The 20,574-nt window shown below is 61.1% G+C and carries 19 protein-coding genes; 4 read left to right on the top strand and 15 right to left on the bottom strand.

From position 1 onward, the window contains the following. Positions 1 to 532: 532 nt before the first annotated feature. From CH289_RS26340 to CH289_RS26270, 15 genes are all read right to left on the bottom strand, one after another. Positions 533 to 721, bottom strand: coding sequence for a hypothetical protein (locus tag CH289_RS26340; protein WP_015586087.1), 189 nt, complete (start codon positions 719 to 721; stop codon positions 533 to 535). Positions 722 to 730: 9 nt separating this feature from the next. Next, complete coding sequence (locus tag CH289_RS26335; protein ID WP_139278539.1) at positions 731 to 1,360, bottom strand: hypothetical protein; 630 nt, start codon at positions 1,358 to 1,360, stop codon at positions 731 to 733. A gap of 46 nt (positions 1,361 to 1,406) precedes the next feature. Then, a complete protein-coding gene (locus CH289_RS26330) occupies positions 1,407 to 2,921 on the bottom strand; it encodes a hypothetical protein (RefSeq protein ID WP_015586085.1) in 1,515 nt (504 codons plus the stop codon). A gap of 1,060 nt (positions 2,922 to 3,981) precedes the next feature. Then, the gene (locus CH289_RS26325; protein WP_015586083.1) at positions 3,982 to 4,605 is read right to left on the bottom strand and encodes a hypothetical protein; all 624 of its coding nucleotides are present in this window, start codon (positions 4,603 to 4,605) and stop codon (positions 3,982 to 3,984) included. A 115-nt stretch (positions 4,606 to 4,720) separates the two neighbouring features. Further along, positions 4,721 to 8,383, bottom strand: a complete 3,663-nt coding sequence (locus CH289_RS28960) for a LysM peptidoglycan-binding domain-containing protein (RefSeq protein WP_015586082.1) — start codon at positions 8,381 to 8,383, stop codon at positions 4,721 to 4,723. A gap of 124 nt (positions 8,384 to 8,507) precedes the next feature. Continuing rightward, positions 8,508 to 8,975 (bottom strand): pilus assembly protein TadG-related protein, encoded by a 468-nt coding sequence (locus CH289_RS26315; RefSeq protein ID WP_015586080.1) that lies wholly within the window; start codon positions 8,973 to 8,975, stop codon positions 8,508 to 8,510. After that, positions 8,975 to 9,433, bottom strand: a complete 459-nt coding sequence (locus tag CH289_RS26310) for a TadE family protein (protein WP_015586079.1) — start codon at positions 9,431 to 9,433, stop codon at positions 8,975 to 8,977. Before CH289_RS26310 ends, CH289_RS26315 begins: the two co-directional genes overlap by 1 nt. Then, complete coding sequence (locus CH289_RS26305; protein WP_015586078.1) at positions 9,430 to 9,855, bottom strand: type II secretion system protein; 426 nt, start codon at positions 9,853 to 9,855, stop codon at positions 9,430 to 9,432. The genes CH289_RS26310 and CH289_RS26305 overlap by 4 nt, the downstream gene beginning before the upstream one ends. Positions 9,856 to 9,893: 38 nt before the next feature. Further along, positions 9,894 to 10,124 (bottom strand): hypothetical protein, encoded by a 231-nt coding sequence (locus CH289_RS26300; protein ID WP_015586077.1) that lies wholly within the window; start codon positions 10,122 to 10,124, stop codon positions 9,894 to 9,896. A gap of 169 nt (positions 10,125 to 10,293) precedes the next feature. Continuing rightward, the gene (locus CH289_RS26295; RefSeq protein WP_094728883.1) at positions 10,294 to 11,217 is read right to left on the bottom strand and encodes a type II secretion system F family protein; all 924 of its coding nucleotides are present in this window, start codon (positions 11,215 to 11,217) and stop codon (positions 10,294 to 10,296) included. Continuing rightward, a complete protein-coding gene (locus CH289_RS26290; protein WP_052047795.1) occupies positions 11,214 to 12,092 on the bottom strand; it encodes a type II secretion system F family protein in 879 nt (292 codons plus the stop codon). Before CH289_RS26290 ends, CH289_RS26295 begins: the two co-directional genes overlap by 4 nt. Continuing rightward, complete coding sequence (locus CH289_RS26285) at positions 12,092 to 13,720, bottom strand: CpaF family protein (protein ID WP_015586074.1); 1,629 nt, start codon at positions 13,718 to 13,720, stop codon at positions 12,092 to 12,094. The genes CH289_RS26290 and CH289_RS26285 overlap by 1 nt, the downstream gene beginning before the upstream one ends. 32 nt (positions 13,721 to 13,752) lie before the next feature. Then, positions 13,753 to 14,577, bottom strand: coding sequence for a hypothetical protein (locus CH289_RS26280; protein WP_015586073.1), 825 nt, complete (start codon positions 14,575 to 14,577; stop codon positions 13,753 to 13,755). A gap of 3 nt (positions 14,578 to 14,580) precedes the next feature. Beyond that, complete coding sequence (locus CH289_RS26275; protein ID WP_254924251.1) at positions 14,581 to 15,129, bottom strand: SAF domain-containing protein; 549 nt, start codon at positions 15,127 to 15,129, stop codon at positions 14,581 to 14,583. A 168-nt stretch (positions 15,130 to 15,297) separates the two neighbouring features. Further along, the gene (locus CH289_RS26270; protein WP_139278540.1) at positions 15,298 to 15,858 is read right to left on the bottom strand and encodes a hypothetical protein; all 561 of its coding nucleotides are present in this window, start codon (positions 15,856 to 15,858) and stop codon (positions 15,298 to 15,300) included. A gap of 689 nt (positions 15,859 to 16,547) precedes the next feature. Between CH289_RS26270 and CH289_RS26265 the strand changes: the two genes are divergently transcribed. The 4 genes from CH289_RS26265 (at position 16,548) to CH289_RS28415 (ending at position 20,385) form a co-directional block, all read left to right on the top strand. Beyond that, positions 16,548 to 17,246 (top strand): hypothetical protein, encoded by a 699-nt coding sequence (locus CH289_RS26265; protein WP_015586069.1) that lies wholly within the window; start codon positions 16,548 to 16,550, stop codon positions 17,244 to 17,246. A gap of 877 nt (positions 17,247 to 18,123) precedes the next feature. Then, a complete protein-coding gene (locus tag CH289_RS26260) occupies positions 18,124 to 19,038 on the top strand; it encodes a ParA family protein (RefSeq protein WP_015586067.1) in 915 nt (304 codons plus the stop codon). Beyond that, positions 19,035 to 19,754, top strand: coding sequence for a hypothetical protein (locus CH289_RS26255; RefSeq protein ID WP_032364990.1), 720 nt, complete (start codon positions 19,035 to 19,037; stop codon positions 19,752 to 19,754). Before CH289_RS26260 ends, CH289_RS26255 begins: the two co-directional genes overlap by 4 nt. A gap of 460 nt (positions 19,755 to 20,214) precedes the next feature. Continuing rightward, complete coding sequence (locus tag CH289_RS28415; RefSeq protein ID WP_015586065.1) at positions 20,215 to 20,385, top strand: hypothetical protein; 171 nt, start codon at positions 20,215 to 20,217, stop codon at positions 20,383 to 20,385. Positions 20,386 to 20,574: the final 189 nt, after the last annotated feature.

Raw genomic sequence — 20,574 nt, 5'->3', positions numbered from 1 at the left:
GGTCCGGTTGCCCACACCACCGCTGTCTGAGTGTCGCGGGGTTTGCGTCGAAATTCGTCGAACACCGTGCAAGCTTTTGGCTAAGGGATTACCCTGCCGAGTTTCACCCGATGCTCGACTACTACATCGAGCACTCGACGCGGGTCGGTGGCCGCATCGTAAGCCCTCCCCCGCTGCTGCATCGATCACCACAGCTGCCCAGGTAACGGCCAAGCGTGATCGGGAGCAGACACAGTCGACGCTGCAGATCGGCGACCTGGACGAACACGTTTGGCACCGTCTGCTAGCCCAATTTTGGATCATCTACGACACAGCGCAAAGGCGTGCGCGCGAAATTAGTGCTCGCGGCGGACAGCGGACCGCACATTTTGAGGTGCAGCCCCCGCAGTGATGCTGCGGATAGCTCTCTCGTTGGGTGCTGCCCGAACAATGGTGCGATCACCCGCAGCCGATGTCGGGACCACCACCACAGGGCGCGCGCTGGCACGTGGAGCCGACGACCCCGCCGGCGGATTCTGATCTTTCGAGGCCGTCACGCCGACGCCCCCTGCTGCTTCTCTATCTGGCGTCGCACTTCGTCGATCGTGCGGGAACTGCCCTCGTAGTTGCCCACCAGCCGAGGATTGGGACGCAAGGCCACCTTGCGACGCCGCGACGCCGTCGCCGGGCTCGCCGAGCCCACCGGTCGATCAGGTTTCTGCTGCTCGTTCACCGTAGCCATGATGTCCTCCTACATCCGAATGATAGCCGTCACGAGCAACACCAGCACAGATCCAGCCAACAGACCCGTCGTGATCCGCAACCGCATCAGCTTGCTCCGAAGCCGCATCTCTGTCACCTGATAAATCGACACCAGTGTCGACGCGATCTCGAACCGGCCCGTCGTCTCATCGACTGTCGAATACTCCTCCAACACCACTTCCGGATTGAGCCCCGACGCGGTATTGGGTGCAATCACGAATGCCGCCATGATTGCCGCCGCACCGGCCAGGGCAGCACCCGCAACCTCCCACACACCGATCCCCGCGGGATTGCGCAACACGATCCCCACCAGAATGCCCGCGAATCCCAGCAGCACACCCCCGCGCTGATCGATGCTCGTCACTCGGCGTTCCTGAGAATCCAGCGTCCGTTCGATGCTCGCGTGCACCATCTCGATTGCCGCCGGATTCAGCTCGACACTCACCGGGTTGAGCTCGGACGCCATCTCTTCGCCAGCAGCGGAGTCCGGTGAAGCATTTTCGCGCCCACCCCGGTCGTTCGATTCCACTGCTAGCGCCCCCTTTTCGACATCAATTTCGGCTGCGCCGAACCTCGTCGGCCACACCGCACCCATCAGCCGGCGCACCATGACACTCACCGCAATATTGTCTCAGCACACCACCGGCAACGTGTGTGAACACCTCTCACTGCGTCCTGCGTCTTCGAGCGGATCGACGGAGCAGACGACGTCTCAGGTCATCAGGATCGGACATGATGTACATCAAGTACAGCAGCGGCAGGTACATCAGTGTCGCCGGCAGCCGGCCGTTGTGTTGCGCGAAAAGTCGGTCACGGACGGGATCAGGTTTGTCGAACCCGTGTGTAGTGTTCCTGCGCAAACGCATGAACTGACTCACTGCGTCATCGAGTGACAGGGATTTGTCCGCTCCACCGGGCAGCTTCAGAATTACCTTCTCCGACCTACGGTAATTCTTGATGAAGAACCCGTCCCCCACTTCGGTCAACGCTTCCACACCAAAAGCCGCGTACGGAAGCAGGACGGACTGAACATCAGCAGGCATACGTTCTCGAACTTGCTGCAGCGCTTTCGCCGCAACCGAGGGCTTGCACAGTGCCGTGAGATCCCATGAAAGCCAGGTCGCCTCGATCAGGTCCATTGCTGACCACATCAGAACTCCGGCTGCGTAGTCGTCGTGCAGCGATAGCAGCGTCGAGGTAACTCGTTGCAGAAGATCCGCAAATTCCATCAACCGGTTCTGCTGCGCATAGGGGAGGTAGTCACCGTCAGCATCTGCGAACAGGCATGGGTTCAGGAGATGCCCGAGAACAGAGTTCATCTGAGCAACCCACCAAGCGACGGCCGCACCCCACGCCTCCGGTGCCGGCGGCTCCTGCCGCTGGGGAAGGCGACCCACTGGTGATCGGGGAAGTACCTGATGCGCTTCGTACGGAACAGGAGACCTCCCGACAATATCTGTGCCGAGAGTGAAAATCACCGCACCCGACACCCTGTTCGCTTGAAACGCCCATACCCATGGAGACCGTGCGGCCAACAACGGACCGAGATGGCTCGCGGGAATCAAGACACTGCTCAGGATCGACGATCCCGACGCGAAAATGGTCTCATCGACGTCGATCGGCCCGCGTCGTATGTCGTCGAGAAGTTCGGGGTCCTGATTCAGACGTAACACGAAACCAGGAAACCTGATCCGACGGTGCGTGGCGTTGCCATAGCGAACAACGTGGACAGCATGCCGGTCGAACGGATGCTCGTCATCGTCGTCCGAAGTTCCGGCCAACTCCCTACTCGCGTCCTGTACTGCCGCGGACAAGGCTCGATCGCTGGCGGTGATGACAGGTAGCTGGAGTCCGTACAGGAACGATCCCACCGCACCCGCGCTCATCTGTCTGATCGCGCGAAGGCGCTCCTCAACGACTCGCCCATGGTCCAGCCTGGAGACGTAAGGGTCTTGCGGGAGGTCGACGAGCTCGTCATCGACGTCCGCTTCCGAACCCGACAGGGTGCGAACGGTCATAAAATCGACACAGTCCATGCTGGCAGCCGGCTCGGTTAACGCCCACACATCGGGCGCGGACGTGTGGGCGACCTCGAACCCCAACTCTTCCAGGTAGGCCTGCACTTGCCCCCCAGCCAATTCCGGTGGCATCGTGACGTTGACAGTCAACCGTTCAGGCATTCCACCAGCCTACAAACCGGTAAGCCTGGAGTGACTCAATTTCGCACCCGAGGAGCGGGGGCGCACGGCTCTAATTTGTGACCAGGACCTGCAGTTCACCAATCCGAACTTCAGTACGCGAAGTCAGCGGCGTGGGTATGACTCCACCGACCGTCCCGTTGGGTGTCGTCGCTGTCCACGTGACGAGCCAATTCGATGTCGCGGAGACCTTGAATGTCCCACCGGGCTCGGTAGTGGACGTCTTGTGATAAACGATATTGCCGCACGTCGGACTTGGAAGCCCTTGTGCAACATCGGTATACGGCGTGAAGGGCAGTAACGCACCTGGGCACACCGACGGCACGGATCCGTCCCCCCAATTGACGACCACGGACGTATTGACCCCTGTAGCAGAAACTATGACACCCGGTCCTGCTGCAGTTCTGGTCACGGGGCCGACTGTCGATTCCCGTGGGTCAGCGACCCAGAACCAGCCGGGTAGACCAACCAGGCCGACAGCACCTGTGTTTGCGGGGTTCGGGGTGATGCCTATTCCGGGCGGATCCAACTGCATTGCCGTAACCGCTTGGCCGACAACGGTCATAACGTCGACCACCGGAGGCGTAGCCGGCACCCCAACGTCCGGAATTTGAACACACGGACCGGCCGCTTCGCAGGACCATGTTGTGCCGTCATCATTAACGACGTTCACTGCCATCGGGGCACCACTATCAGCATTTCGAACAAGCGTCATATTGGCGGCGTCAGTCGACGGAACGAACTCGAGCGGCGGTCCGGACGGCGCGGCGCTCCCACCACCTCCCCCGCCCACAGCAGCTGGCGCGGATCCAGTCGTTCCACCCCCTGACGGCACACTCGTGTACGTACCTTCGACCACAACTGTCGAACCACCCAAGCCTCCGCCGAAGGCACCGCCAGTTCCGGTGCCGATCCCCGGCTGCGCAAATACTGGGTTCGCGTTGAACACTCCAACTAGAAGCACTGATGCGATAACCCCAAGCGGCTTACGCATGACCCACCGCCCTTATGGATTCCAGTTGCCTACTTGCCAAACCGTCGATCATGGTGCGTCGCATGGGGTACCCGAAGAAGTCACTGCATCGGAAACAATGCGCCAGCCTGATGAATCTGGCCACGCCACGTTCTCCAGAGTCGGCTTGCCCAGCTCCCGCCGGACTCGGTCAGGAGGGAGCACACTCGTGCCGTCCGGACGGATCTGGTCATAGTTCGAGCTGTCGATGCAGACTCGCAATGTTGCCGACGCTTCTTCCTTAATTGGGTTCCCGTCAGCATCCTTTGGTGCCTGCAGTTCCGTCACGAATGCATCTGCGACAGTCGCAGCACCCGTGGAGACAATTCCTTGAGATCGGCGCAGGTTCACGTTTGCCTTCAACTGATCGAGGATCTTTCCACTCGCAACAGAGTCCAGCATGTTGATGTCTACAGCAGGATCGCTCTCGACCTTCGCGAGAACGGCGAAGAACTCATTCACCTTTGCTGTTGCCTGCTCGGTCGCCTGTTGTTCCGGGGACTTTTCGACGCCCTCTGGTCCCGTGAGGACCGGCTGCGTGGTGGTCGTTACGGGGGTCGCCTCAATGTCACCGCTCCCGCATGCGACGCTGATGCTTGCAGCGGCTGCTACTGCGAGGATTGCCGCGCCTGTGCGACGTCGTGTGCTGATCATCGTGGACCCCCTACGTTGTTCTGTGCGTTGTACTGCGATAACGATAATGGTGCGGCTGTTTGGACCGTAACGTGCTTACCGGACACTTCAGACACCTCGATTGACGCGACTGCTATCAACTGGCTATTGCTCCGATCCGGTAGAGGGCGTTGCCGCCATTGTGGAATTGCGCGAGGGCGCGCAAGAGTTCGTCGGTTTCGGGTTCTGGGTCGACATCGATGTCGGCGAGGTTCGCGAGCAGTTGGTCGATCAGCTCCTGGGTCTTGCTGATCTCGTCGCTCCCGTGGGTAGCGATGATCGCCAGTCTCCAGAGACCTTCTCGGAACGGTTCGACGGTGACGCCGCGGTTTGCGGTGGTGAGCGCGGCGGAAAGATCTCCGGTCTTTATTTGTCTGGTGGCGAGCTCTTCGAGGGCATCCGCGAGGGTCGAGATCATGTGCTGCTGTAGGTTTCGTGCCCACCCGTAACGGTCTGACCGTGTCCCGGCGAATGGTTGATCGTTTACCAGTTCTGCAGCCGTCCGCAATTCCGCATCGGTGGCGGCGGCCGGAGTGGTGTCGATCAGTTGTTGCCAGTAGTCCCAGTCCGATCGGACATCGGGGTGCAGTCGGTAGCCGGTGCGGCCGGTGCGGTCGCCGTGCTTCGGAAATGCCTGCTCACCGTTCTCTGTCTCTCCCAACCAATTTCGCAGTCTCGAGAGGTAGTTCTGGCGTCGTGTCGCCTTCTTTTTCGGCTGATCCTCCAGAGGGAGTTTGTCGAAATTGTCTGCAGGCCAGATCTTTTTGTCGATGGAGTCGTGTTTGATTCCCGGGTGGATGGAGAGAAGAGCGGCGATCTCGGTTAGGAGTACTTCACGGCCGTCCTTGGGTGGCTCCCCGGTCGGGGTGGTGACTGCTGGTTTCCCGAGAAGATGGAGCCAGAGATGTCCCGGGGCCGGTACGTCACCAGCGACAGGAGCGATGGGTGGGGCCTGGTCGTCGTACCTGATCGCTTCTGGGGATGTCCACTGCGCGGCGTCCGGGCTGTAGGTCGGAACGTTTGTGACGTCGGGGGCGGTCTCCGATGCGGTAGTTCCGTTCAGCAGCAGCTGGTCGGTGGGGTCGATCGTGGTGACGGAGTCGAGGAAGGTCTCAGCGCTTTCGGCGTCGGTGAGGTGTGCGTCGATTTCGGCTGCAGCCCAGGGGTCGTGCATGGACGACTCTGTGGGGATAGCTGGCTGTGTGGCGGTCGCGAGGTAGGCGGTAATGCCTTCATATTGGTCCGGCTCGAGAAATGCTGGCTGGAATGCGAAGCCGCCGTCGGTGTCTCGTTTGACAAGGCTTGCGGTGTTGCGGTCGACGATGTCGAGTGTCCACGCGGCCTGGGTGTTCTCGCTGGCGGTGCTGGCGGTGCTGGCGGCAGCGAACGCCACGCGCGGTGTGGCGGCCAGGATCTGATCGAGTGATTGCTGTTGGTCGGCCGTCAACTGACTCGCGATGAGAACTACTTCGGGGGCGGTCATTTCGCTTGTGTCGTAGATCGAACGGGCCGCTGCAATGCTGTCGATGTGTTGTTCGACGAGGGTGTCTTGGTCACGTTCGGCTTGTCGGGCGAGTCTGGCCAGCACTTCGCCTGGTTGGTCGGTGTGCTCGATTCGACCGTTGCCGAACAGTTCGGGGAGCTCCTGTCCGAAACCGATCAGCGTCAGGTGCAGATTGTCGGCGAGCGGGGATTCGACGAGTTCGAGGGCCAGGGCCTGGAGAGTGCCGCGGGCGTGCTCTGGTGAAGCTGAGACGCCGAGGTAGCCGAGTTCTTCCAGGTTGAGAAGAACTTGGGTTCGGTCGTCTGTGGAACCGAGTGTCACGAGCGTGGGGTACGGGCTGATTGTGGTGGGTGCTGGGGCGATCCGGACGTCGGCGGGGAGGGTCCAGGTGCCGGTCTCTGATCTGAGCCACTGGTCCGGCAGTACGGAGTCATCAAGGATTACTAGCTCCACCGCATCGGGACCGATGAATGCGCCGAGTAATGCCGGCAGTGCGTTGCCCTGTGTCCGAGCGTGTTCGGCGATAGTCCTCAGTGCTTCGTCGAGCCGCGTGAGGACGTTGTTGTCCGCTGCAGAATGAATCTGTTCTTCCACAACTGCTGCAGCGCCCCAGGTTTGAGGGAGGGTCTCGCCTCTGCGGCGATCGTGCTGTTGACGGTGCCGGCGCAGCCCGAAGGCCCCAGCCAGTCCGATGGCCGCTAGGGCTGAGATACCGAGCCACAATGTGCTGTTCTGATCCTCGGAGACATCGCTTGGCTGCGCAGTGGCGGCGATATATACCGGGTCTGTCGTCGATGTATTCAGTGGGATCTGGGTGGCTGGCTGAGTCGGGGCGGGAGCTGCAGCAGGACTGGGTGACGACGTCTGCGCTGGAGCAGGCATTTGAGCGGGTGCCGGCCCGGGTGCCACAACATCTGCGCCCGCGGACTCAGCAGCAGGTTCGGAAGCTGCCACCGGGGCGGGAGCCTCTGCTGGCTCAGGGGCGGCCACCGGAGCAGGCGCTGGCTCAGGAACCGCCGACGGGGCGGGGGCCTCTGCCTGCTCAGGGGCTGCTGGAGCAGGCGCTGGCTCAGGAGCCGCCGCTGTCGGAGCAGGTAGCTGTGACGAAGCGCTGTTGAGTTCGATGCCGAAAATCTTCGCAGCGGCGGCGGCAGCGGCCTGCGCTTCTGCCTGAGCCTGTTCGTCACCGCCCGGAACCATCTCCGCTTGTTCCGGAACGTCGGTGCCACCCAGGAGAGGTGCAGCGGAGGACAGTTCAGGCGCTGCTGCGGGGGCCGGTTCAGGAGCGGCAGCCGGAGCCGGTTCGGGAGCGGCAGCGACCGGGGCCGGTTCAGGAGCGACGGTCGGTTCGGGCACAGCAGCAGGTACAGGAGCGGCAGCAACCGGGGCCGGGTCGGGGGAAGCAACCGGACCCGGTTCGGGCGTGACGGTCTCGGCGGTTTGATCGTTGACGGTGAGCTGCTGGCCGACGTGGATGATTGTCGACGGTGCAGTTCCGTCGGCGTTGATGATTTCTTTGTAGCGGTGTCCGTCACCCAGATGTTGCTCGGCGATGCTCCAGAGACTGTCGCCTTCTCGAACTGTGTAGGCCCCGTCGACGGTTGTGGGTGCGGCGGCGGGGAGCTGAAGTTTCCATCCTGGTTGCAGCCATCCGTCGACGGTCAGGACGTCGGCGTTGAGTTGCTTGATCTCGGTGTATCGAAAGCCATCGCCAAGGTGGCGTTCTGCGAGTTTCCATAGGCTGTCGCCCTGCTGCACCGTGATGGTTTCCCCGTTGATGGGGCGGGCGGGGGCTTCTGCTGGATGCGGTTGGCTTTGTTGCGTTACTTGGATCGGTGCCGAGTGGGCAGGGGCGTCGAAGAGCGGTAGTGCTGTGGCGGTGAGGGGTTGGGCTGTGGCGGTGCCCGCTGTTACCAGCATGAGCGCTCCGCCTATGAGAACGGAGGCGCTTCGCTGCTGGAAGCCGAGGCCTCGGAGTTGAGGTGCTTTGATGCCGCGTAGTGCTGCGACGAGTTCGATGACGGTGCTGAAGGTGAAGGTGGCCCAGGCGAGCCAGCCGATCCAGGTCACGAATCCGAGGAAGAGTGATCCGTCGTCTTGGGTGGTCAGAGCTGTTTTGATCTGGTCGAGATCGGGCAGCGTCGTCGGTATTGGGTTGCCGCGGAATGTCCACAGTGCGAGCGGAATTCCGACGACGAGGACGAGTAGGACGATCAGGTAGAGCAAACCAGTCAAGCGCCGTCGGATGGTGGTCATGCGGGTGTCCTTTCCGATGGCTGCAGGGTGGCCGGGGTCGTGCAGCGTTGCGCCGCGAGCTGTCGAATCACGTCCTCCGTCTTCTCGTGGAGTTCTGCGACTCGTCTGCTCTGCGGTCGATTGGTCATGGTGTGCCGGGGATTCCGAGGTTGGTGCGGTTCAGGTTGACGGTGGCTGTTCCGATGATCTGCTGTGGCCCGACGCCGATCAAACCGAGGACACGGGGTTGGTAGGTCGTTGTGGTGGTGATCAGCAGTGTTGTCGGTCCGGTCTGCACGACGACGCCGGGGATTCCTGCTGCGGCAAGGTATTTGGTGGCTTTGGCTTGGGCTGTCAGCGGGTTGACGACGACGTTGGTACCGCGGACTGCGAGTGGTTCGATGATGGCTTGTCCTGCCCCGCGGGCTGCTTCTTCAGCGACTTGCTCGGCGCGCTGCTTGGCGTAAACTTTGCCGCCGCCGTCGACGACGAGACCCATCATGATCAGCAACGCCATGGCTGTGATGACGCTCCACATGGCGATGGTTCCGGCGTCGTTGTGCGCGTCTCGCCGTGTGCAGGCGGCCACCGCCCGGCGTAGTGCTTCGGTCATCAGGCGCGCTCCCGGTAGGTGTCGACGGGTGAAGTCGCGGTTGCTGTGATGGTCCGTGAGCCCATGACTTGCGGGAATCCGAGTGCGTCGAGGGAGATGACGCACGTGACGGTGGCCGAGACGGAAGCCGTGACGCCGGGGCGAGTTCTGAATCCGCCGAGGTCGGTGTTGACGTTGAGAGCGGAACAGGTGAGCCCTCGTGCTGCCAGGTCGTTTCGCGCGGCTGCTTGCGCATCGGGGGCTGCGGAGAACGCCGTTCGCGCGATGGAGGCGGTACGCGCGGCCTCGTTCGCGGCGTGGACTACTTTCTGGTGCGCTTGCGCGAGAACGCCGAAGGTGACGATCAGTGCGATCAGGAACAGTGTGGCGGGGGCGACGATGACAGTCTGCAGGGCCGATCCTCGGTCGTCGGCTCTGGCTGCGGCTGCCAGCTGGCGCAGTTTGTTCGCGGTGTTCATCTGGTTCCTGGGGCAGTGACTCGTTCAACGGGAAGCGTCTCGCTGACATTGATGTCGAGGGAGAAGAAGGGGATGAGGCGGATGGGTTGTCCGGTGATCTGGACAGTTGCTTCTCGCAAGCCTCGGTTGACGACAATGACGGGTGCTCGAAGGGTCGTCGGGCCGGCGGTGGATGCGAAGGCGTAGCCCGCCGCTGTTCCGGCCGCAGCGCTGCCGAATTGCGATCGCGCTTGTCGTAGAGCTTCTTCACCGGTCGAAATCGCTACGGTCCGTGCGTGAGCGTAGAGAGCTGCCTGGATTGCGATGAGGAAGAGCAGTAGGACGACGCCGAATACCACGACTGTTTCGAGGGCTGCGCCGCGGTCGTCTCGACGTATGCGGGTGAGCCATTCGCGTAGTGGTACATGTGTGTCGGTGAGCAACGCTGGTCCTCCCCTGTCTCGTTGGGCGAGTGGTGGGGTTACTGGATTCGGTTGAGGTAGCGCTGTGCAACCACGGTGATTCCGGCGACGATAGCGATGGCGAGGATGACGAGGCCGGCGGTGATGACGACGGTCTCCATGCTGTAGCCCTTGTCGCTTTTGCGTCCGCCGGCGCGCTCGGTCATCCGGGTATAGGAGAACAGTGCCAATGCGAACAGTGTTGCGGTGGTTGCTGCGATCCGGTTTGCGATTGTGCGCGATGCTGCCATGTGACGTTTCCCTTCGATATGTAAAAGCCCTGGTTATGACGGTTCTGGATGCCGGTCAGACTATCGCCAAGACCGGACACTTCGAGCAGGTGAAGTGCACGGATCGGTGTTTGCACAGCTCAAACTTGGTAGTTGATCGTTGAATGACAACGCATTCGGGTTGTTCGGTCTAGACGCCGCCCATGATGTTCACTCCGGCCGGCACGATCAGCATGATCATGAACAGCACGGCCAAGGTGCCGAGAGGTGCGTCCATCTTCTTCGTTTTGGCTCCTGCTTCGCCTTGTTCTTTCGAGAGCAGGGCACTGCGGAGCGCTCCGGCCCGCGCGGCAAGAGTGTCGGCCACGCTCGCTCCCTGGTCGCCGGTATAGGTCATGATGTCCGCGAGATCTCCCAACTCCGGCAGCGCCAGTTCGGCTGCAAGATTGGACAGAGCAGCCCATGGTGCCTGTCCGGCGAGGGACGCTTTCTGAAGCTCGGCATCCAGACGTAGAAACACCCAGCTATCGCACACTGCGGCAGCGCGTTCGAGACTTTGGAATGCAGCGACGCCGCCACTTCGGTTCAACGAAACGAAGTCGATGAACGCCGCCAATGCTCGGGTGAATTCGAGTCGGGCACTAGCGGCGCGAGTCTTGACGTCGGCGTCGGGCGCGAAGAATCCCACCAGCGCCAGGACGAGGGAACCGGCTACGGGAAAAGTCAGGGGCACTGCCATGCCGAACAGCGCCAGGAGTGCGATCGAAATCGGCGCGATGATCAGACCTATTGCAGCGGAAAGGATTTTGTCTCCGATGAACTTTTGTGGAGTTTCTCGGAGGATCGCCAGGTCCGCGGTCGGGATCCTGAACCACGCCTGCGATCGCAGCCGCGGGTAGAAGCGGGCACCGACCTTGTAGGACAGGGCATCCGAACCGGTGAGGTCGTCACCGCCGCGGGTGTCGACGGTGTACGGGTCCGGGGCTGCACCGGACAGTCGTTCCATGGCATCGCCGAGTGCTGGGTCGGCCGGCAGTATGCGGAGAACGAGGAGGATCAAGCCGAGAGCGGCGAGAGCGGCAAGGGCGATCGCCCAGAGCTCGAAGTTGTTCATACTGCGCTCCTCTCACGTGCGGTGTTTGCTGCGTCGCGGTCCTTGGTGCCGATGAACCTGGGGTATTTCACTGGCAAGGTGTATCGCTTCATCCACCCGAGCACCAGGCCGAAACCGATGAATTCGAGGAACAGAACGGGCTGGAGGAGGGGCTGTTTGTACGGGTCCATGTAGTTGGTGAACAGGAACAACCCAACGATGACAACGACGGTGATGACGGTGACCCCGCGAGCGGTCGTGCGGGGCCCTTGCCGTTCCGCTTCGGCCGTTCTGCGGTTGCGCACGTTCTCTGCCACCGATTCTGAAAGTCGCTTCAAGGCTGCGGTGAGTCCGGAGCCGCGCAGGCGAGCTGCCTGCCGCAGTGCACCGACCACGTAGTCGCCGGTGGAATCGTCGAGATCGTCTGCGAACCGAAGCAACGCTTCGTCGATCGACACATTGCCACGCAGGCGCGTGATGAGGCTCGTAATTTCCGGACGCAATGCTTGAGGCATTCCCCTGTGCGTTGCGATGATGGCCTGTTCGAGGCCGGATCCTGCTGCGAGCACTCCAGTCAGGTTGCGCACCCATTCTTCGAGGGCATTGAGGCGTTCGATGTCGTCGGCGGCGGCTGACGATCCGAGTAGGTAGGGGACGCCTACTGCTGCGATCGGAATGATGGGGAAGAGTACGAACCATCCACTGAGGAGCCATGCAGCAAGGCCGACGGCAGTTCCGATGGCGAGGAGTAATTTTGTCCGCCGGGCAATCCGCGCACGTGAGGTGCGGTGGCGTGTCGGCGCAGTCGGGTCGCGGCGATCGCGAATTCCGTTGGCAAAAAACCACATCCCGGCGGCAAAGACAAGGACGATACCGACGGCCGTGAACGTGTACATCAGAGCCCACCACCTGTGATCGTGTTGATGGGGATTTGGTTCGGACTGAAACCGCCTGCGTAGAGCTTGCGGAGCAAAGCTGGGGGCAAAGTTCCGTATTCGCCGGTCCCGCCCGGCTTTCCTTCGTAAATTTTGGTTACTGCGGGCATGGCGTTTTCGCCGGCCTCGATATGGATGACCTCGCTGACGAATCGGACCTGACGCCTCTCGCCGGTGTCGGTAAATTCGTAGTCCGTCTGCAGCTGAATGATCAGATTGATGTGGTGTGCCACTTGGCGGTAGGCGTACTCGACCGGCACTCCTGCTTCGAGGGCGCAGGTGACGAGGCGGTCGATCGCGCCGGCGGCATGCTCGGCGTGCGTGGTACTCAGGGAGCCTTTGGCCATCTGCATTGCTTTGAACATGTCGATGATCTCGCCGCCGGCTACCTCTCCGACGATGACACGGTCGAGCTGCATTCGCACGAACTGGTAAAGGATGTCGGACAGCGTCGTCGCGCCGCGTAGCGCTCCGGTCAGCTCGTTTCGTTCGCCGCCGCCGGTGATTGCCTCGGCTGCAACAACATACGGTCTGCGACCGTCGAGTTTGTCGAGGAACAGTTCGTACTCTGTCTCTGCTGTGCCGATCCGTGTTTGCAGGGGAAGGCAGTTGGCGAGCGCACGAAGGTTGGTTGTTTTACCTGATCCCATGGGCCCGGAGATCACGATGGAGGCACCACCGATGACTGCGGCGCTGAGGATCTCGGACAACAGTTGGGGCATAACACCCATTTCGACCATCTTGTCGATGGTCACATCCTTGTGGCGGTGCATGCGGATGGCGATACTGGGATGGCGGACCGAGTAGCCCATCGCGGACAAGCGGATGTCGCCGGGCAGATTGAGGCGGAGGTTGGGGTTGACCTGCGAGAACGGTCGTCCACCACCGGGTGCGCGCTGCGCGAGGTTGGTGAGCCAGTCGTAGAGCTCTTCGTCGCTGTCCGCGATCGGCGGTCGTGCCTGCAGACTCCCGTCGGGGTACATCACAATGACGCTGTCGCCGTTGATGAGGATGTTCTCGACGTTCGGGTCGTCGACGAGCGGCTGAAGTGGGCCGAGTCCGAACAGCGTGTCGAAGACCGCTTTGACCAGCGTCTGTTCCTCTTGGACGCTCAGCTGTTCGTGACCGGTGTCGATCGCGGACTGCACTTCTTTGCTGACGAGATCTATGACGATCTGCCTGCCCGACTCACGCTCCTCGTCCGGGGTCATGGCAGTGACGCCCAGCTCAGGGTTGAGGGCCTGATCTGCTCGTTGGGTCTTACGGAGAGAGAGGATTTCGGATGCTTCTTTGGTCAGTTGCTTGACCAATTGGTGGTTGGTCCTCGCGACGTCCGACCGCTCAGCTGGAAATGGTGATGGCGATGTGAACGGGACCGTCTCGAGTCGCTCGGGTTCCGGGTGGGAGTGGCGACCGTCCTTGCCGGCTGCGGCGAGCAGACCTGCAGATGAGGAGCCGTATTGCCCGCTCCTGTAACGAGTTATCTCGTTGTCGCCATCGTCGAGGATGATCGGATCGGCGGCAAACATCGGTAGGTCGGGTAGGGCTGGTCGCTCGTCGTAGTCGAAGTCGGGGGCGTTGTTGGTCATGCGGGTGTTCTCCCTTTGGCCTTGTCGGCTCGTTACGCGGGCTGTGAGCTGTATGGCGAGTTGGCGATCCATACGGGCTGGTGCGTTTCGTGGAAGCGCTCGATCTTTTGCCAGGTTCCGTCGATTGCGCGTAGATAGCTTGATCGACGTCGCCGCCAATTACTGAGCGAGGCACCTTCGGAAAAAACTTGCGCGTGTACCGGTGATTCGGGAAGGACTGCGATGACGTCGAGGCCGGTCGCCGCGGCGGTCTCGGCTGCGCTGTAGGGCTCGGTACCCCTGACAATGAGGCCGATGCTGGCCGGCGACTTCGTATTCTCCAGATGCTGCTGTAGTGGGCCCAAGCCAGCACGAACCGCTGCCACTGCGGTCCTGGTCGGTCTGAGCATTATGGCGATAACGTCACTGTGACGGATCAGGTCTTGATGTCCGGACCGTAGATTGAGGCGACCGGCGTCGACGAGCAGGTCACCGCCGCCCTGTTTCGACAACAACGCCAGATGTGCCCCCAACGGGCCCCACGTCGACTTCATCGATTCCGTTTGAGCTGCATTGACCAGGCCGGGGACGAACCATCCTTGCGCCTTGGTCGGCTCCTCTGGATCGAACGGCCCGATTCTAACTATTTGGTGCTGGAAGGCTGGGCCTATTCGGCCGTGCCTGTTCGGCTCGACCAGTTGGATGATCGATCGGTCGTGCCGGCGGCGCGCGTGAAAGTACCCGGCCAGCGTCGGGGACGATCCGATCGGATCGGCCTCGATGTACAGCAGCTTGCGGGAGTCTGCGGTGAGAGCGATGCCCAGGCCGGTCGTCGAGACGCCTGGCGAGCCGGAGATCGAGGTCAGGGTGACGAGCATGGCTCAGCGCTCCCGGGAGTCGAGGACGATGGCGACGCGGTTGGTGGCGGCTCGGGCGGCGATCCAGCTGGCCTCGTCTTTCTTGACCAGAACGTCCACTGTCGTCTGTCCGGTCTCGGGGATGTCCTTCACGGCAACGACCTGTGCGTTCGCGGTGACCGGACCCTGCACCGGGGAATCGTCTTGATCTCGGGGAGTGTCGACGATCCGGACGTTGTCGCCTGCGAGCAGTGGCTCTGCGGGAAGTTTGCTGATTGCGACGGTGATGCCGACCAAAGTGTTGTCCCCGCTGGGGATTACGGCGTTGGTGAACGACGATGGGTTCAGTGCCGATCCGCTCAGGAGCGGAACTGCTGCGCTCTGGCCCACGACCGATGCTTTGTCTGTGGCAGGAACGGTCGCGATGGTCGCATCGCTGTTGACCTCTGCGGTTTTGAGGTCGTCGGTGGTGATCGTCTCCCCCTGTGGCACGTCGCGGGCGAGCACCAGAATTGTCGTGGTGGCGCGCATGGCGTTCACCAAAAAGACCGCTCCTACGATTGCGACGGTCATCAAGGCGACTCCCGCGATCCAGTACGACCGTCGACGGCGCACTTTGGTGGTGGATACGACTTCGGTGAAGTCATGGCCCGGCTTAGGAGATGCCTCTCTTGCGCTGCGCGGCTCCCCCACTGTGGCGGTCGATGTCTTTTCTTTGAGATTGCCGAACATGGGCATAGCTCAGTCACTTTCCGTTTGTGTCGTGGCGTCGAGGCCGAGATGTGCTTTGAGGGCAGTTCCGATGAGGTGGCTGCGGGAACGGGCCTTGAACTGGTCTTTCAGTTGATCGATGATCACCCAGTCATCGGCGTACAACCCGACCGTGACTCCCTTCTTCTCCGCCTTACCCTCAGACGGCTTCCCACCTACTCCCCTGGCGCGGAACAGACCTCCGCCGACCTTGCCTCCCGGAAACAGAAGGCTTTCGAGATCGCTGTGGACATCCTCGATAGCAGTGATGACCACCTCGCCGTGGGTTCTCCCTGTCCGTTTGCTCTCCTTCGCCAGACCGTGTGCAACCCCGACAGCAAGATGAACCGTCGACGGCACAATCGTGTCGTCGTGCCCCAATTCAGCTGCACCAGAGGATGTCTCCTCCTCGTTTGAACTCAACTGCACCACCTCCGCTGACATAGCACTTATCGATCCGGCCGGCGGCGGTGGCATGAAGGCTGCCCCGAGCGACTGTCGCGCAGGCGGAGATGTCGGCACGTTCGCACTCTCAGCGCTGTCGGTCCTCACTCACGATCCTTCCGATGTCCCCGTGTACCTGAGTCGCAGGCTTGAGTGCGACGTACGAGATATACCGGGTCTCCCGGACACCGCGAACAGCGTCGATCCGAACCGAACCCTGCAAAACGAACCCCGTGTTCGTCCCGCAAGAGGACCCCATCCCCTCCCCACCAGGACAAAGGCTATCTCCACCTCAACAACAGTGGTGATCAACACGCGGTACATAACATTTCAGTAACAAGGTAGTCGATCGCGCACTCGTTCAGTTCCGAAGCAAACGCGGCGCGGCACCGACCCCTGACGGTCCGTGCCGCAAGCAATGTCCTCTGCAACTTCTACGGGCCGTTGACTGACTCTCAACCGAACTGCACTCGGCGCTGCCTCTTGACTCCAAGACAAGTTGGATTATGATCACTGCCACGTGATCACAACACGATTTTGTTATCGTTTGACACTCATGTCGGACTGATGTGGTTCTCGTGACTCAGTGCTATTTGATTTGATGGCTTTCATGTGTGTCCACAATCTGCCGCCAATGTTTCTTCAACGCAGCGTCGTTCACCGACGATCTTGAACCGATCGCCATGCAGAGCTCACCAGGAAAACCACCACATCTACCTCTTCGGCCGTGGGCACAGTCATAGAACTGATGCCAGAGGGGTGGTGACACACCACCATTTACCTGCAACCATTGAACGATGAGCTTCTCCGACACCGCCACCGCGCCAGGCAGCGGCGTCGCAGCCCGAACGCTCGACGACCTACGATGGCACCGCGAGTTCCATCGTCAGTCCCAGTTTCGCTGGTGGGACACCGAGGCCGCGCTCGTTGCCACCGAATTCACTCGTGGACAGGACCAGTTCCACACAGTGCACGACCTGGCACAACTGGAGCGATGTCGGCTAGCGCTCGCCGACTACACCACGACCTGCCAGCGAGCCCTGGGCCGCGCCCTCAAACAGTCACAACACGTTCTCGACACGCAGAGCTGGACTTTCGCGACTGATGCGCTCCTGCTGTTGCCGTGGACATGCGAGCAGAGCAGCTACCTTGCGACCTGGGCCGACCCGCACGATCCGACAGCTCTGAGCAACCCTCAAGTCCGGCGCATTCAACGTTCCTGTGAGCGCATGATGTTCGGAAATCCCCTCATTCTTAGTTGGGAATTGAGCCACCTGTGGAGCCTCTACCGAGCCGCCGAGACACTGCTCGAAGACACCCTTGTAGATCTCACCGTTGAACTCTCAGAATCAGTCCCTGACGCCACCCTGCTGTGGGCCACCCAAATGGCGTCGAAGATCGGTCTGGAACAACGGATAGCCGAACAGCGAACGACCCGCGGAGAGCCTGGCGATCCCCGCCGCCGACTGCGTCAGAGCTATTCGGATCTACGCTGATTGGAACGCGAACAGTCCCCCGTTGACCTGGCGTCTTATGTGAAATTCGTGCCAGGCTCGCGTCGAACTACGTAGCAATCCTCGCACTCCCCTACCGATACCTCTCCCCTCAACACTTCGCTTGAGCCTTCGCGAAGCCAGCAGAGCCTGCGGATTGGGAGTCGCGGCCATGATCGCAGCTCGAATCGCACGCTGATTCGCACATATCGACGCTTTGTTGATCCGACATAACTACCCACTCTCGATCCCGTTCATCATCCCAGTGCTCTGCTCCCCTACCTCCGTTACCGTCTACCGGGCAATCATCCCAACACAATGGGCGTAGCACTTCGTAGTACTCCTCGCACAGTAAAGCGTTGGTTTCATCGCGTACTAAACCGCGTGTTTGAGGGCGTACAAATACGCTTGTTACACCGTTGGTTAATACGCGTAATACTACGCATGCAATACCGGGTATAACTCCGCACGTCAACACGCGGGTTAATTACCGTTTTGGTCAGCACATCAATGCCCGTGTTTCTTCACGTGTTAACAAGGGTGTTGATATGCGACTTAACGTGCGTATTGGTACGCTGTTACTAGGGCGCAGCACTACATGTTTTATTGCGCGTGTTTTGCCGCGTAAGAGTGCGAGCATTGATACGCATGGTGTTACACGACTTAGACCGTGTTGACTGACGTGCGTGACTGGGCGTACTCTCGCGCACACAACCACGCACGACAACCTGCGCATCCGCCCGCACAAGAGCGTGCGGGACAAGTCGAGCCGCTCGCACGTACCGATTCGGCACCGTGAACGCCTCCCGGTCACGCTTCTCCACGGCAGCGCTCGAATAGATGCACGCGGATCCAGGACTCTGGAAGGAAGGTTCTATCGATGGCAATATCAAATTCCCTCGCAGTCACCCAAGGTAAAGGGGGAGTGGGCAAGACGACGGTTGTTGCCAACCTCGCAGGCCTGTTCGCCGCTGCCGGCTACCGTGTTCTCGTCGGGGAGTTCGACCCTCAGGGCAACCTGGCCCGCGATTTCGGTTACGAAAAGCAGTCCGGTGAAGAACTTCTGATGTCGTTGATGTCAGGCGGACAACCCCCGATCATCAAAGACGTCCGACCCGGTCTAGACGTCATTCCCGCTGGTCCTGCGCTCGTCGACGTTGCTGGCATGATGCTCTCCAGGCTCAGCCGCGGGGGCGAATCGCTGGGGCAGATCCTCCACAAAGTCCTTGCCCCGATCGTTCCCGACTACGACATTGTTCTCTTCGATACCCCGCCAGGCGACGTGATCATCGGTGATGCGGTGCTGTACTGCACGTCGTCCGTTCTCATCCCTACTCGCGCCGACGATGGCAGCCTCGACGGCCTCGACCGCGTCGCCGAGCGCTTCGCGCGTGCCCGGGAGCACAATCCGCAACTGAGATTGGCTGGCATGCTTCTGTTTGCGGTCGGCAGTAGGTCACAACGGCTCCAGGACCAGGTGAGGGAAAGTATTACGCAAGCCATTCCTGACACCATTGCCCCCATCTTCGGCACGACAATCCGCTACATGGAGAGCGCCGCTGCCGACGCGCGGCGGCATGGGCTCCTAGCTCACGAACTCGAAGGCGCTACTGCTAGCGCAAAGAAGGCTCGGTTGAAAGCGCTGAGGGACAAGGTGAAACCACCCAGCCTTCTGCTCTCTCGGGATGCAACCGGGTTGGCGGATGACTACGAGGCCCTAGCAGCTGAGGTCTTGCAACGCTTGGCCGAGCTTGCTGCCGAAGCCGATCACGCAGAAGAGGTAGCACCCGCATGAGCACCACTGATCGCAAGAAGCGACCCAGCCTGGCGGACCAATTCGACAAGCCCGCTCCCCGTGGATCTGGCCTCGCCAACATTTTCCCTCGCAATGGAACGGGTTCCCTCGCCAGGCCTGCCGCAGTGGAACCACGCTCGACCGACGTGGCTGCCGAAAGAGCCGTCGACGAGCCGCACGTACAGGCTCCGGACGTGACATCTGCACCGGATGCTCCTGTAGCACCTGCACCAGAGCCTCCGACCGAGGTTGCTACATCTGCCTCGCCCTCCGGGGGCAGCACTGCCGCAACCGAGGACGTAGCCACCACACCCGAAACCGGGGCCGACACCGCTACAGCGGAGCCGTTGGCTGCGATTGTCGGTGATGAAGATGTGCGCCCGATCGCGGTCTACGTTCCCGCGACGGTCAAAGAGGCCTGGAAGACGCGATCTCAGCGGGAGAAGAAGTCCTACGGCGAGATCGTCGAGGATGCCTTCGCCGCGCACACCCCGGAAACCTTGGTTCGCCTCTTCGCCCCTCGCGCCGTCGAATCGCCACGCGGTGGCATGCCGCGTCTGGCCCGCCCGAAGGTCGCGAGCGGGGGAGTGGAGGTGCGTCCACATCTGTGGGTAGCCCAGACCCGATGGATAGACGAGCAGGTAGAAGCAAGTCCGCTCATCCCCTCACGAAGCGCGCTGATTGCTGCGGTCGTTGAGGACTATCTGATCTCTTGATCCGCCGGGCCAGAGCGTCTTGCTCCTGGCTCCCCACCGTGCTCCCCACCATGCTCCCCACTCCGGTGGGGAGCGTTTTTTTGCCTTTGAGCTGCCCTTATCTCCATGCTCCCCATGCTCCCCACATAAAAGAGCCAAGGTCACGCGTATATCGATGAAGGGGCTTGCGCAGCGGGTCGGTTCGACGAGCTGGGGTGTTCGTCGTGTCCGGTGCCGCAGAGACAATGTCGAGAGATTTCGCCACTTCTGTCACAGAGGTAGATCGAGACGGATCTACCTGTCATGTGTGGTGCGAGGGCGGGTACGGACGAGGTGCGGAGGAACATGTGAACGTGGCACGACAGGCAGGCGACACACCGGATGTCGCGGCCTCCCTGTTTCTGTTACCGAATCCGTTTAATGTGATCGCATGGCTGGAAGCAAACCTGGGAGAGAGTCGAAGGGCCCTCGCATACCCGCAATGGTGCGCACGCCCGACACGCAGTATGCGCATTACAAAAACGAGGCCGACGCCCTTGGCCTCGACCTCAGCGACTACTACGTCTATGTCATGGCGCTGCACCATGATCTACCCATGCCGCATTACATCCAAGATCGAATCGATCCCGCACAGTACAAGCTGGGCGCGTGATGACCTACCCCTAGACAGTGAAAAACCCCCCTCGTGCTTGGCGGCGAGAAGGGGGGTCTTCCGGATTCACAAGTGAGCGAATCGCTCCGCTCCAACCACCCACCGGGAACAACCACGAACACGACAGGAGGTGTATTGACATCATAGCTCAGTACCCCTGCCTCGCCGTGATTTGCGCTCCGAACCCAG

The organism is Rhodococcus sp. RS1C4 (genome assembly GCF_002258225.1).
GTDB classification, from domain to species: domain Bacteria; phylum Actinomycetota; class Actinomycetes; order Mycobacteriales; family Mycobacteriaceae; genus Rhodococcoides; species Rhodococcoides fascians_E.
This window is presented reverse-complemented; position numbering and strand designations above follow the sequence as displayed.